The following is a 14,843-nucleotide window of genomic DNA, read 5'->3' as shown; positions in this document are numbered from 1 at the left end:
CCCTGAACCTGCTCTTCCTATTCTCTCTCACACTAAATTTATCGAGTATTCATCATGATTAAGAAGTTAGTCGCAACCACGATTGCTGTGATGGCAATGCAAAGTGATGCAGTAGCCGCAGCTTCTGATGCATTAATGGTGGCACACCCACAGCGTACACTATTGACAGATATCAGTTACACGGGTCAGCAGCTGGTTGCGGTTGGTAAGCATGGCACCATAGTAACCAGCAAAGATGGTAAAAGTTGGCAGCAAGCCACTGTGCCTGTGCAAAGTCTACTGACCGCAGTGACCTTTGCCAGCGAAAAAAAAGGCTGGGCATGTGGCCATGACGCAACGATTCTGAACACCGAAGACGGTGGTCAAAGCTGGCAGATCCAGCAACATTTACCAGATATTGAAAAACCTTGTCTTGATATTACCTTTGCCGATGAACAAACTGGCTATGCTGTTGGTGCTTACGGAATGATGTATGAAACCACAGACGGCGGAAAAAAATGGACTAAGCGGTTTATTGATGCCTTTGTTCACCCGGATGACGTCACTTATCTTGCCGAACTCAAAGAAGATGATCCGGCAGCTTATGAAGATGAAACCGCGTTTATTTTGCCTCACTTCAATGCGCTGCTGATTGATGGCTCGCAATATCTGCTGGCCGGTGAAATGGGCTTGTTCGCTATCAGTGATGATGCAGGAAAGAGCTGGCGCAAGTTACCCGCATTTTATGCCGGTTCGTTATTCTCCATTAATAAAACAGCAGACGGCAGGGTGGTCGCGGCTGGTCTGCGTGGCAACGCATTTGTGTCCAACTCGGATTTGTCTCAATTTCAGCGCCTTGCGCTCACTAAAACTGCCACGATTAACCATGTTATGAGTGTGAATGAACAGCAATATCTGTTTGCAAACAGTGGTGTTATTCACACCAGAAATGAAGCCGGTTTGTCTACCAAACAGCTTAAAAATGGCAAGTCCATCATGGCCGGTGTGTTGTTTGAAGGAAACTTGATATTGGCAACGGAACAAGGGATCCAGATAGAAGAGGCGAAACACTAATGCAGTCATTGTTAAACCAACTTGTTTACGTCGTTTTCCGGCATCGTGTTGCGATGATCTTGTTCTTCATTGTCGCAACGCTGTTTTTAGGCTTTCGCGCGACGCAGATCCAGCTTGATGCCTCTTTCAATAAAAATATTCCGCTCAACCATGAGTATATGCAGGTTTACCTGAAGCATGAAAAGCAGTTTGGTGGTGCGAACAGTATTCTGATCTCTGTGTGTGATGCCGACGGAGATATTTTTAATCCTGAATTTTTTACTCAACTGAAAGCCGTTCACGACCAGCTGTATTTTATTCCGGGGGTCAATCGCCCACTGGTTAACTCGATTTTTGCACCCAGCGCACGGTTTGTAGAGGTCGTTGAAGACGGCTTTGCCGGCGGTCCCATTATTCCGGCAAATTTCACAGCTGACGAAGCTGGTCTGGCCGTTGTAAAGCAAAACATCGAAAAAGCGAAAGTGGTTGGCCGTATGGTAGCCAGTGATTATTCGTGTGCCATGGTTACAGCTCAACTTATGGAAACGGATCCGCAAACGCAGGAAAAGCTCGATACACTGGCATTTGCGAAAAAGCTCGAAAGTGAAATTCGTGAGCCACTGAGCACAGACAAGGTGTCTATTCATATTATCGGCTTTGCCAAAATGGCCGGTGATATTGCCGATGGTGCCAAAGGCGTTGTGCTATTTTTTGCGGTAGCAATTTTATTCACGTTTATCATGGTGTGGTTATTCTGTAAAAGTTTCAAACTGACACTTTTACCCATCATGTGCTCCCTGATTGCCGTTGTCTGGCAAATGGGCTTGCTCACCGTATTAGGTTTTGGTTTAGACCCTATGTCTATCCTGGTACCATTTTTAGTCTTTGCCATTGGTGTGAGCCATGGTGTACAAATGATCAATGCGATCGGTAAAAAAGTAGCAGAAGGCGTGAGCAGTAAAGTGGCGGCAGAAGCGAGCTTTAAAGCCCTGTTGATTCCGGGTGGTATTGCGTTGTTATCCGACACCGTAGGCTTTTTGACCTTACTAGCCATTGATATCGGTATTATTCGTGAGCTGGCAATCACGGCGAGTTTAGGTGTTGCTGTGATTATTTTCACTAATCTGATCTTATTGCCCGTATTGGCTTCTTACTATAACTCCAGCAAAATTCACCGTGTTGACGATGGTAATTCTTTCAGCCACAAGCTGTTTACCACCATGCGAGAAACCTTAGTGAAAACCACAGATAAGCGTGTTGCCCGGGTTATCCTGCTGGTGAGTGCCGTGTTATTTGGCCTGGGATACTGGCAGTCACAGCATATGCAAATTGGTGATCTGCATGCAGGGGCACCAGCGCTACACGAAGATGCCCGCTACAATCAGGATACTTTCCTGATCTCAGACCGTTACGCTATTTCTTCGGATATCCTTAAAGTATTGGTGGAGGCCTATCCGGCTGCATGTACAGAGCATGACACGATGGACAGGATCAGCCGCTTCCAGTGGCGCGTCGAGAATTTGCCAGGGGTCCAGTCCGCTGTCTCGTTAAGCTCTGTGGCACAATCTGTGAACGCGGGATATAACGAAGGTAACCTTAAGTGGCAAACCCTGCCGCGTAACAGCGCGTCGCTGGTTCAGGCCACATCTCGGGTTGAAACCAGCACGGGCTTGTTAAATGGTGACTGCTCTGTGATGCCGATTATCATCTTTATGGCCGATCACAAGGCGCAAACCATAGATAATGTGGTATCGCAAATTAAGGCGTTTGCAGAAGAAGAGGGCACAGATCAGGTGCAGTTCAAACTGGCATCGGGTCCTATTGGTGTAATGGCCGCTACCAACGAATCGGTCTCGGCAGCGCAGTTGCCGATGATGATTTATGTATATGGTGCTGTGATTGTGTTATGTCTGATTAGTTTCAGAAGTATACGTGCGACCATCGCCGTGGTATTGCCGCTATATATCGTCTCGACGCTGGCGCAAGCGCTGATGGTAAAGCTGGAAATTGGTCTGACGGTATCTACCCTGCCGGTGATTGCGCTGGGGGTAGGTATAGGTGTGGATTACGGCATCTATATTCTGTCTTCGATGATGACGCAACTGAAACAAGGCGTGCCTCTTGCTTATGCATATCGGAACGCGCTGGCCGAGCGCGGCAGTGCGGTGCTGTTTACCGGTATCACTCTGGCCATCGGTGTCAGCACCTGGATTTTCTCTGCACTCAAATTCCAGGTCGATATGGGGATATTATTAACCTTTATGTTCCTGGTTAATATGCTGGGTGCTGTTTTATTATTACCTGCAATAGGAACCTTAATCTGGACAGACCAGAAAAAAAAGTGTGAATAAAAGTGCTTATAAATGGCCGGTTTCGGCCATTTATATCTATATTTAGTGAATATCTGACCAACCGGCTGAAAAGGCTATAATGTTTTCGTCGAAAAGGCTTTTTATTAGCGCCAGAAAGGTTAAAATTCACATGACTCCACGCTAATAAATGGCTGTACAAATAATCTACCGTTCAAAGGTGGTATAGATTAAGGAACACATAATGACACAAAATGAAGGTCCAGCATCGGTTATCCTGGATAACGTCACCAAGCTGATCCACAAAAAAGTTCATGCCGAAAACGTGTCGCTCGTTGAAACTTTTGCCAAAGCCTTGTACAGCAATATGTCTAAAGAGGACTTGGCACATCGTAACGACAGTGACTTATACGGAGCCGCATTGAGTCTTTGGAATTCTCTCGAAAAGAATGCCACTGACGATGCGGTTATTCGCGTTTTCAACCCTGAAGTAGCCAAAGATGGCTGGCAATCCTCTCACACGATCGTCGAGATCATCGCCAAAGACATGCCATTTTTGGTTGACTCGGTACGCATGGCACTGAGCCGCAAAAACATCGTGTCTCACTTGCTGTTACATAGCCCGCTTAAAATCAAGCGCGACAGTAATAACAAGATCACTGCACTTTCAAATTTAAAAGCAGAACAAGAATCATCGTCGACCAAGACGGTTTTTTTCATTGAAATTGATCGTCAGACAGATGCTAAAGCAATCAAAGCGTTTACCGAAGAACTGGAATCAGTATTGAAAGACGTGTCTGTTGCCGTTGAAGACTGGAAGCCAATCCGCGATAAGCTGGTTGCAGTCAGTAAAGAGATCCCAACTCGTCACCATGACTGCACACAGGCAGAAGTAGATGAAGCGGTTGAGTTCCTTGAATGGCTATCTTCAGATAACTTCACTTTTATGGGTTACCGCCAGTACGATTTGGTGCCTGTACAAGGTGACCATGAGCTGCGCGCAGTGCCAGACACCAGTCTGGGTTTGATGAAAAACTCCAGCCACGATGGCGGTCGTTTGCTTTCTGAGCTGCCAGAAGTTGCCCGTAAAGAAGCACGCAGCAAAAACCTGCTGATTTTAACTAAGACTAACTCTCTGTCTCGTGTTCACCGTCCAGCCTACATTGATTATGTGGGTATCAAGCGTTTTGACGAGCAGGGCAATGTGATCGGCGAAGACCGTTTCATTGGTTTGTTCTCATCGAGCTTCTACAACAATAGTGCGGCAGATGTGCCTGTGCTCAAGAGCAAGATCCAGCGCATTATGGAGCAATGTGATTTTGCAGAAGGTACGCACGCTTATAAAGCCGTGCTGAACTTGCTCGAAACCTATCCTCGCGATGAGTTAGTTCAGGCGCGCGAAGCCGAGCTACTGGAAGTTGCGACTGGCGTATTGCAAATTCAAGAACGCGACATGTGTCGTTTGTTCGTTCGCCGTGATGTATATGGGCGCTTTTTCTCATGCATGGTATACGTACCACGTGAGCGCTATAACACGGCACTACGTCGTGAAACTCAAAAGCTATTGGCAGATGCATTTAAGTCCAATGAAAAAGTTGAGTTTACGACCTTTTTCTCAGAGTCCACACTGGCGAGAACGCATTACATCGTACGTGTGGCAGACAACAGTATTAAGTACAACGTGAAAGACATCGAAAATAATCTGGCAGAAGCCGCTCGCACTTGGGAAGATAAACTACAGTCAGCATTGCTTGGCAGCAATGGTGAAACCCGTGGTAACGAGCTAAACCGCAAGTATGCCAATGCGTTCCCTCATTCATACAAAGATCAGGTTTTGCCTAGTGCTGCTGTGGTCGACATCGAGAAGCTGGAGCAACTGAGCGATGAGAAGAAGCTGGAAATGCTGTTCTATCGTCCTCAGGAAGAAGCAAACAGCGAAATCGTTCGTCTGAGCTTGTTCCACAAAGATGTGCCTATCCACCTGTCGGACGTTATGCCGATGTTGGAAAACTTTGGTCTGCGCGTGATTGGTGAAACGCCTTACGCAATTAAAACCAGCGATGGCCAGGTAAACTGGATCATGGATTTCTCCATGATGATCGACTCAAAAGGCATTGCTGATTTCGATAAGGTATCTGCACGTTTTCGCGCCGCATTGACCAATGTCTGGAATAACCGTCTGGAAAGCGATGGCTTTAACCGCATGGTATTGCTGGGTGGCATGACAGGCCGTGAAGCGTCTATTTTGCGTGCATACGCTAAATATATGCGTCAGATTGGTGTGACATTCTCACAATCTTATATCGAAAACACCTTTGAGCACTATCCGCACATTGCAGCGCAAATTGTAGAGCTGTTTGTGAAGAAATTCTCTCCTGCGAAGAAAGCGGCGCAAAAGACGCTGGACAAGCTGATTGAGAAGATCTACCTGGAGCTGGAAAACGTAGCTAATCTGGATGACGACCGCATCATTCGCATGTACGTTGATATGATCAATGCCACACTGCGTACCAACTTCTACCAAAAAGAAGCGGACGACAGCAATAAGTCTTATGTCTCGTTCAAGATCAACCCACGTGCCATCCCCGACATGCCGCTGCCGTTGCCTGCGTACGAGATCTTTGTCTACTCCCCGCGCGTAGAAGGTGTGCATTTACGTGGTGGTAAAGTTGCACGTGGTGGTTTGCGTTGGTCTGACCGCCGTGAAGATTTCCGTACTGAGGTTCTGGGCCTTGTTAAGGCACAGCAGGTTAAGAACACGGTGATTGTACCGGTGGGTTCTAAAGGCGGATTTGTTTGTAAGCAGCTGCCAAGTGACCGTGAAGCCTTCTTTAAAGAAGGTCAGGAATGCTACAAGATGTTCATCCGCGGTTTGTTAGATATCACAGACAACATCATCCACGGTGAAATTGTGCCACCAGTTGACGTTGTGCGTCATGATGAAGACGACCCGTATCTGGTTGTTGCTGCCGACAAAGGCACCGCGACTTTCTCGGATATCGCTAACGGCATTGCAGAAGAATACAATTTCTGGCTGGGTGATGCGTTTGCCTCAGGTGGTTCAATTGGTTACGACCACAAGAAAATGGGTATCACAGCGAAAGGTGCCTGGGAGTCGGTTAAACGTCATTTCCGTGAAATGGACATCGACTGTCAGACCACAGATTTCACCGCGGTTGGTATCGGCGATATGGGTGGTGATGTATTTGGTAATGGTATGTTGCTGTCTAAGCACATTCGCCTACAGGCAGCCTTTAACCACATGCACATCTTCATCGACCCGAACCCAGATGCAGCAAGCTCTTATGTAGAGCGTGAACGCCTGTTTAATCTGCCTCGCTCAAGCTGGGAAGATTACAACAAAGAGCTGATCTCTGAAGGTGGTGGTGTTTTCTCTCGTGCAGCTAAGTCAATTAACCTGACGGCTGAAATGAAGAAGATGCTGGGCACCAAAAAAGCCAGCATGACACCTAACGAGCTAATCAAAGCCTTGCTTAAAATGCCAGCTGATCTGCTGTGGAACGGTGGTATCGGTACTTATATTAAAGCTAAGTCGGAATCCAATGCGGATGTAGGCGACCGCGCGAATGACGGTCTGCGTATTGATGGTTCAGAGCTGGGCGCTAAGATCTTTGGTGAAGGTGGTAACCTGGGTGCAACGCAACTGGGTCGTATCGAGTTTGCCGAGAAAGGCGGACGCATTAACACCGACTTCATTGATAACGTAGGTGGCGTGGCTTGTTCGGATAACGAAGTAAACATCAAGATCTTGTTGAACGGTCTGGTAGCAGAAGGCGACCTGACCAAGAAACAGCGTGATGAACTGCTGTATGCCATGACGGACGAAGTGTCTGAACTGGTACTGGCTGACTGTTACCGTCAGACGCATACCTTGTCTATCACTAAGTCGAAAGGTCCGGCAACACTGAAAGAGAAGATCCGCTTTATCCATGCACTGGAGAAAGAGGGTAAACTGGACCGTACGATTGAGTTCTTGCCAACTGATGAAGAGCTGGCTGAGCGCGCTGCGGAAGGGTCTGATCTGACACGTCCTGAGCTTTCGGTACTGGTTTCTTACTCTAAAATGGTATTGAAAGAATCGCTGGTTGTTGATGAAATTTCAGAAAACCCGTATTACCGTCAGCTGTTAGTGAATTCATTCCCGGTGCCACTGCGCGAGCGCTTTAACGCGGCGATGGATAACCACCCACTGCGTAAAGAAATCATCGCGACGAAACTAGCTAACAACATAGTGAACGACATGGGTCTGAACTTCATGGTTCGTATGCACGAAGAAACCGGTGCTACGGAAGCCGAGATTGCGCTGTGCTATTCAATTGCCAGCGAAATCTTTGAAATGAAACAGACCTGGCAGTCAATTGCTGCGCTGGATAACCATATTCCATCAGCGGTTCAGACAGAAATGTTGTATCAGCTACGTCGTACTGTACGCCGTACAACGCGTTGGTTCCTGCGTCACCGCAACAAGGGTATGACAATTGAGCAAACCATTGCGTTCTTTGCGCCGACCTTTGCAGATCTGAGCAAAAACCTGAACAGCTACATGGTTGAAGAAGAAAGTGCACGCCTGGCAGAAAAAGCCGATGCGCTTATCGTACAAGGTGTACCAGAGCAAATCGCAATGCGCATTGTGTCTCTGTCTAGCCTGTTCTCAGTCATGGACCTGGCAGAAGTGGCTGCAAGCTCTGGCCGTGCCATTGATGTAGTGTCTAACACCTACTTTAAACTGGGTGCGAACATGGGGCTGCACTGGTTCCTTGACCAGATCACGGCACAACCGGTTGCCAACCACTGGCAGGCGCTGGCACGTGCCTCTTACCGTGAAGAGCTGGACTGGCAGCAACGCGCATTGTCTGAAGTTGTTCTGAACAGCTTTGAGGGCGATGATCACGATGTCGATTCACTGATCAATCAGTGGATGGAAAATCAGTCAACGCTATTGCTACGTTGGCAGCAAATGCTGGCTGAGTTCAAGACGTCGCAGAGTCATGACTTTGCCAAGTTCTCAGTGGCATTGCGTGAACTGATGTTGTTGAGTCACAACTGTGACACTTCCAAATAGAAAATAACCCGTTAAAATACCCCGGCTTTGCTGGGGTATTTTTTTATCTCAGATTTGAAAATTGGCACCAAGTCGCTTCGCTTAAGTAATCTGTTTAGAGGCAAGACAATCTCGGTGATAACCAGGCAAAAATTTTCTATTTAGTGTGGCACTAAATCAGAAATTTTTAGCGCAGTTAGCGACGATTCATCCTTTAAATGGCTTATGCATGAATGCTGATTGGTGTCATACGTTACTAGGAACTTAAGGAGTCTCCATGTTTTATGATTTAGCGCGTCGCTATATGTTCAGTAAAGATGCCGAGTGGGCTCATGATTTTGCGCTCGGAAATTTACGCCGCTTCGCGAACACCCCATTAAGTATGGCCTGGTCACAGTCACTTCCAAAGAAACCGGTTAATTTTCTGGGCCTGGAGTTCGACAACCCGGTGGGGTTAGCTGCGGGACTCGACAAAAATGCAGAGTGTATTGATGCATTCAGCCAGATGGGTTTTGGCTTTATTGAAGTGGGTACGGTTACACCCAGACCTCAGGCCGGTAACGACAAGCCCCGGATATTTCGCTTGCCAGAAGCCAACGCGATTATTAATCGCATGGGTTTTAATAACAAAGGGGTAGATAATCTGGTCGCAAATGTTAAAGCGGCCCGCTACAGCGGTATCCTGGGTATCAACATAGGTAAAAACAAAGATACGCCGAACGAGCAGGGTAAAGATGATTATATTCACTGTATGCGTAAAGTGTTTGAGCACGCGTCTTATATTACCGTTAATATTTCCTCGCCGAATACACCAGGATTACGCGACCTGCAATACGGTAAAGCCCTCGATGATTTACTACAGAGCCTGAAAAACGAGCAGATAGATCTGATCGAAAAACATAAAAAGTCAGTGCCAATGCTGGTTAAGATTGCACCGGATGTGGATGCCGTTCAGTTGCAGCAAATTGCCGAATCACTGGTTAATAACCGCATTGATGGTGTTATTGCCACTAACACCACATTGTCGCGAGAAGCGGTTACAGGTCTTGCGCACGCAGAAGAGGCGGGTGGTTTATCGGGTCGCCCTGTACGCGAAAAGTCGACACAGGTAGTGAGCGAACTGAAGCGCATGACCGAAGGTAAGCTCCCGATTATTGGCGTTGGCGGAATCGATTGCGCAGCTGCGGCAAAAGAAAAGCTTGAAGCCGGCGCCGATTTGATCCAGGTTTACACCGGTTTTATTTATGAAGGTCCTCAGTTGATCAAAAAGATCATCACGGAGATCTAACCGGCTGTTTTCTAAGCTACTGAATATAGTTGTAATTATTCTGTAACTTAGCCGCCATTCAGATACACTTTGATAAAACGATCATTGTCACACCGCAATGATCGTTTTTTCCTTATAAAGATCATTCATATAGCGCGATGATCTAAAGCAATTTGTTATTACAAAAATTTTCACACAGCGATATTTCGCGATATACTTCTGTCTAGGTCTTAGATGCGTAACACATTGATATCGGGAGGTCCATTTTGCAAGCATCCAAAGAGTGGCGGTGGATAAGATGTAGCCACAGGAACAGACTGCTTGTTGATTTGGGTGATGACCTTCAGTTATGCACGCCGTTTCGTCTCAGACAATTAACGGGAGACTCCCTGCAAAGTGTTAACTTAAGCGTCGAAGAAGCCGCATTTTATCGTAATGTCTATGATTACTTGCTCGGATTCAAAGTCTGGTCTGAGCCTCAGAGCTGTCAAATCGCACTTAACGCCACTGCCGCGAAATTCCATTTACTTCCTGTGCAGGCTAAAAGCTGGTTCTTTAGTCGTTACACAGGAGGTCAGCCTTTATGCGACGCCGTCGTGACCCTGCATTCAAGGTGCCAGCGCGGTGAGTTCCTGATTGTTGATCATAACCATGAAACCAGCTTGTGTATAAATCTGACACAAGGCTTTATGCTGGATGAAAACATCGAGCTTGAACAGTTTCAGGCAATCAAAGTCCTTAACGACAGAATACACCCTCTAATTCAGGTACATAAACAGAGCCAGACTGCCTGACGTTCATGCCAATTTCTGCTTTGTGATATCTGCAGAGTCAGTCTCGCTGTGTGACTCTGATATGCCAGTCTGCTCCTTGCTGTGTTATACTCGCTGCAATTGAAATTATTGAGTATTTACATTGCAGTTTATCGCCTTAACGTCTATCGGAATTGAAAACTTACTGCTTGAAGAGCTTCAGTCTCAGGGACTGGAAGTTGTCAAACAAAGTGTTGGTTCGGTCCGCTTTACTGCGGATAGTCTGGCAGTGCAGAAATTCTGTATGACCACGCGCTTTGCAACGCGCGTCATGATGCTGATTGATGAGCACGAAAACATCAACAACAAAGACGATCTATACAAGTTCGCACGTTTCCAGGGCTGGCAGGAGTGGTTTGGTCCTAAGCAAACATTTGCGGTTGAGTTCAATGGTACCAACCGGGAGCTGAAAAACACGCAGTTTTCCGGTTTGGTGATCAAAGACGCCATTGTCGATTATTTTCAGGATCTGTACGAGCAACGACCGTCCGTCGATAAGCAAGACGCCAATGTACGCGTAATAGCTAAACTCAATAAGGAAAAAATTGCCCTTTATATCGACTATTCAGGTCCACGTCTGTCAGACAGGGGTTATCGTACCAAGCAAGGCCGGGCACCTATTCGCGAAAACCTCGCTGCGGCATTGGTGCAGCGCAGTGGTTGGTTAAATGATACCTCTAAGCCTTTGTTCGACCCGTGTTGTGGCTCTGGTACTTTGCTGATTGAAGCGGCCAGCATGGCGCTGAACCTGCCTGCCAATATAAACAAAGACTTTGCCTTCAAGCGTTTGCCGGGGTTTCGTGATGCCAAATTTAAAGAGCTAAAAAGCGAGTTAAAACAGGCACAACTGGATAAACCCTTGTGGATCATCGGTCAGGACATTGACGCTCAGGTGCTGGAAACGGCAATAGGCAACGCCAAACGTGCCGGGCTCGAGCAATACATCCGTTTTAGTGAGGGAGATGCCAGTCAGCTGACTTGCGTTGCCAAACGCCCAGGTACATTGCTTAGCAACCTGCCTTATGGTGAGCGTTTAGGCTCTATGGCAGAACTAATTAGTCTGTACCGGGGTATGGGCGAGCGATTCAAAAAACACTATAAAGACTGGTCTGTGGCCTTACTTGGCACAGATGAGGCACTCTTTAAAACCCTCAAACTGTCGTCGAAAAAGCGTTATAAATTTAAAAACGGTCCGCTCGATGTCGCTTTGTATCTTTACGATATGGATGAGCGCCAGGTGGCGCAAAACGAACAGACTGGCGCGCTGCATTTTGAACAGTCACGGGCGTTTGCCAATCGGGTTAAAAAGAACAAGCAAGCTTTGAAAAGCTGGCTCAAAAAAGAGCAGGTACAGGCGTATCGTGTGTATGATGCCGATATTCCAGAGTATAATGTGGCGGTGGATGTCTACGGCGACAGTGCTGTGGTATTTGAATACGCCGCACCAAAAGAAATCGACGAGTTAGTCGCCAACAAGCGCCTTCAGGATGTTATCACGCTGACCGCGGAAACGCTGGATATCGACCCTTCAGATATTGCGGTTAAGGTGCGTAAAAAGCAAAAAGGTCAGGAACAATACAATGCTCTCAGCAAGCAAAACCGAGTGCAAGTGATTGAAGAGTTTGGCGCCAAGTTCAAAGTTAACTTGTTCGATTATCTGGACACTGGATTGTTTTTAGATCACCGACTGGCCAGGCGCTATATTCAGCAAAATGCCAGGAACAAGCGTGTCCTGAACTTGTTTGCCTATACCGGCAGTGCGTCTGTCCATGCCGCGCTCGGTGGCGCAAAAGCAGTGACTACGGTCGATATGTCTAAAACTTACCTGAAGTGGGCAGAAGAGAACTTCGCGTTAAACGAGTTGCGTAACCCACGTTTTAGATTTGAGCAGGCAGACTGTCTTAAGTGGCTTGAGCATGCTCAGGGTCAATATGACTTGATCTTCCTTGACCCGCCAACGTTTTCCAATTCAAAACGTATGAAAGACGTGTTTGATGTGCAGCGCGACCATATCCAGCTACTGGGATGGGTGAAAAAAATCCTCAGCCCGGGTGGTACCTTGTTGTTTTCCAATAACAAGCGCGGCTTTAAAATGGATGAAGTTGGTCTCATGGGACTTGGGCTCAAGGCTGAAAACGTGTCAGAGCAAACTTTGTCACCGGATTTCAAGCGCAACAAGCAAATTCACAACAGTTGGTTGATCACCCATGGCTAAGCTTACCCTGTTTTATACTGACGGCTGTCACCTTTGCGAGCAAGCTCTTGAATTGGTGCTACGCTGTGTCGACAGCGACGCGGTAGTGCATCAGGATATTGTGGACGACCCTCAGCTGATGGCTGACTATCAGACGTCCATTCCCGTACTTAAGTCAACAGACAGTGCCAGAACTTTGTTCTGGCCCTTCACAGAACAAGATATAAAAGAGTTGTTAAAGTAAGATGGATTTAATCAGAATTGCAAGGGCCCAGCTGGCTTTTGGTACTCATCCTTTGTTAGATCAGGCGGATGCGGTCATTGAAGCCGGAGAGCGGGTCTGTATTGTCGGGCGCAACGGTGCCGGTAAATCAACCCTGCTTAAGGTTCTGGACGGGCAAGTTCAGCTCGACGATGGCGAAATTAACCGGGTGTCTGGCCTGAAAGTATCGCGGCTCGAGCAAGATCCGCCAAAGGGCGCACAGGGCAGTGTATTCGATTATGTGGCCGGTGGCCTGCCAGATATTGCCCAGCTACTGATTGATTATCATCATGTCAGTGAAGCACTGCAAACGGATCATTCAAGCAGTTTGCTCAGTCGCCTGGAGCGTTTATCAGCCGACATTGAAGCAAAAGATGCGTGGCGTTTCGAAAGCCGTATCAAGCTGGTCCTGACCCAATTGCAACTGAGTGCCAATATGAAGCTGGAAAAACTCTCCGGTGGCTGGCTGCGTAAAGTGGCTTTAGCGAAGGCACTGGTGAGCGACCCGGACTTGTTGCTGCTGGATGAACCAACCAACCACCTGGACATGAGCAGTGTTGAGTGGCTTGAGCAATTCTTAAAGGAATTCAAAGGCGGTATTGTTTTTATCTCCCACGACCGGGCATTTATCCGCGGCGTTGCAACGCGTATTCTTGATTTGGATCGCGGTAAGCTTATCTCTTACCCGGGTGATTATGCGAAATATTTAGAGCAAAAGGCGCACGACCTGAAAGTTGAAGAGGCACAAAACGCCTTATTCGACAAAAAACTAGCAGAAGAAGAAGCCTGGATCCGTCAGGGGATCAAAGCACGCCGCACACGCAACGAGGGGCGAGTCAGAGCCCTCAAAGCACTGCGGGTTGAGCGTAAGCAACGTGTTGAGCAAGTCGGCAAGACTGACTTTAACATTGAGTCAGCCGAGCGCTCCGGTAAGTTGGTCTTCGAGGCACAACATATTGGTCATGCCTTTAAAGATAAGCGCATTGTGGATGACTTCTCGACGCTGGTCATGCGCGGCGATCGGGTGGGTCTGATCGGTCCCAACGGCGTCGGTAAAACCACTTTACTGAAAATTTTATTTGGTGATATTGCACCGGATAACGGCAAAGTGAAGCAGGGCGTTAACCTTGAAGTGGCCTATTTTGACCAGTATCGGGAAAAGCTGGATGAGGAAAAAACCGTTCAGGACAATGTTGCCGAAGGCAAGCAGGAAGTACAAATGGGGGGGCGCAGTCGCCATGTCCTTGGTTATCTGCAAGACTTCTTATTCCCGCCTGCGCGAGCGCGTACCCCGGTTAAGGCCTTGTCCGGCGGAGAGAAGAACCGTCTGTTGCTGGCCAAGCTATTCCTTAAACCTTCAAATGTTTTGGTACTCGATGAGCCGACCAATGACCTGGATATCGAAACACTGGAATTGCTCGAAGAGATCATTAACCAGTATCAGGGCACTATCCTGATTGTCAGCCACGACAGGGAGTTTATTGATAATACCTGTAACAGTGTCTGGGCATTCGAAGGCGAAGGTAAAGTAACCGAGATTGTCGGTGGCTTTAGTGATTTTGAAGCATACCGGGAACAGCGCCTGGAGCAGCAAAAAGCGTTGGAAAAGCTCGATAAAGAGAAACAGCAGGCGAGCGATAACAAAAAATCAGCCAATAAAAACAAATCCGGCAAGTTAAGCTACAAATTAAAGCTTGAACTGGAAGCGTTGCCGGGTAAAGTAGAGGCTCTGGAAAACGAGCTGGAAGAGCAGCAAAACCTGGTGAATTCACCGGAGTTTTTCAAGCAAGATCCTGAAACGACCCAAACCGCGTTGAACCATTTGGCTGACCTTGAGTCCAAGCTTGAAGCCGCGTTTGAGCGTTGGGAAGAATTAGAAGCATTACAGAATCAGTAGTAAGGATT

General features: G+C 47.4%; 8 protein-coding genes. All 8 read left to right on the top strand.

Annotated features, from left to right (window positions below):
- The first annotated feature begins 54 nt into the window (after window positions 1–54).
- On the top strand, window positions 55–1,053 hold the full coding sequence (locus C3B51_RS15915) for a WD40/YVTN/BNR-like repeat-containing protein (protein ID WP_046003128.1): 999 nt from the start codon (window positions 55–57) through the stop codon (window positions 1,051–1,053).
- Window positions 1,053–3,383: an efflux RND transporter permease subunit gene (locus tag C3B51_RS15910; protein WP_130245704.1), complete on the top strand. Its 2,331-nt coding sequence runs from the start codon at window positions 1,053–1,055 to the stop codon at window positions 3,381–3,383. Before C3B51_RS15915 ends, C3B51_RS15910 begins: the two co-directional genes overlap by 1 nt.
- Window positions 3,384–3,585: 202 nt before the next feature.
- Window positions 3,586–8,424 (top strand): NAD-glutamate dehydrogenase, encoded by a 4,839-nt coding sequence (locus tag C3B51_RS15905; RefSeq protein ID WP_130245703.1) that lies wholly within the window; start codon window positions 3,586–3,588, stop codon window positions 8,422–8,424.
- A 256-nt stretch (window positions 8,425–8,680) separates the two neighbouring features.
- Entirely contained in the window at window positions 8,681–9,691 is a 1,011-nt protein-coding gene (gene pyrD / locus C3B51_RS15900; RefSeq protein ID WP_130245702.1) for a quinone-dependent dihydroorotate dehydrogenase, read from the top strand.
- 242 nt (window positions 9,692–9,933) lie between these two features.
- A complete protein-coding gene (locus C3B51_RS15895) occupies window positions 9,934–10,464 on the top strand; it encodes a cell division protein ZapC domain-containing protein (RefSeq protein WP_130245701.1) in 531 nt (176 codons plus the stop codon).
- Window positions 10,465–10,585: 121 nt separating this feature from the next.
- Window positions 10,586–12,697 (top strand): bifunctional 23S rRNA (guanine(2069)-N(7))-methyltransferase RlmK/23S rRNA (guanine(2445)-N(2))-methyltransferase RlmL, encoded by a 2,112-nt coding sequence (gene rlmKL / locus C3B51_RS15890; protein WP_125780201.1) that lies wholly within the window; start codon window positions 10,586–10,588, stop codon window positions 12,695–12,697.
- Window positions 12,690–12,920: a glutaredoxin family protein gene (locus C3B51_RS15885; RefSeq protein ID WP_130245700.1), complete on the top strand. Its 231-nt coding sequence runs from the start codon at window positions 12,690–12,692 to the stop codon at window positions 12,918–12,920. The genes rlmKL and C3B51_RS15885 overlap by 8 nt, the downstream gene beginning before the upstream one ends.
- 1 nt (window position 12,921) lies before the next feature.
- Complete coding sequence (gene uup / locus C3B51_RS15880) at window positions 12,922–14,835, top strand: ATP-binding cassette ATPase Uup (RefSeq protein ID WP_130245699.1); 1,914 nt, start codon at window positions 12,922–12,924, stop codon at window positions 14,833–14,835.
- Window positions 14,836–14,843 lie beyond the last annotated feature (8 nt).

Source organism: Pseudoalteromonas rubra, assembly GCF_004212645.1.
Taxonomy (GTDB): Bacteria; Pseudomonadota; Gammaproteobacteria; order Enterobacterales; family Alteromonadaceae; genus Pseudoalteromonas; species Pseudoalteromonas rubra_G.
Note: the sequence above shows the minus strand (reverse complement) of the source record. Positions and strands in the feature narration are given on the sequence as shown.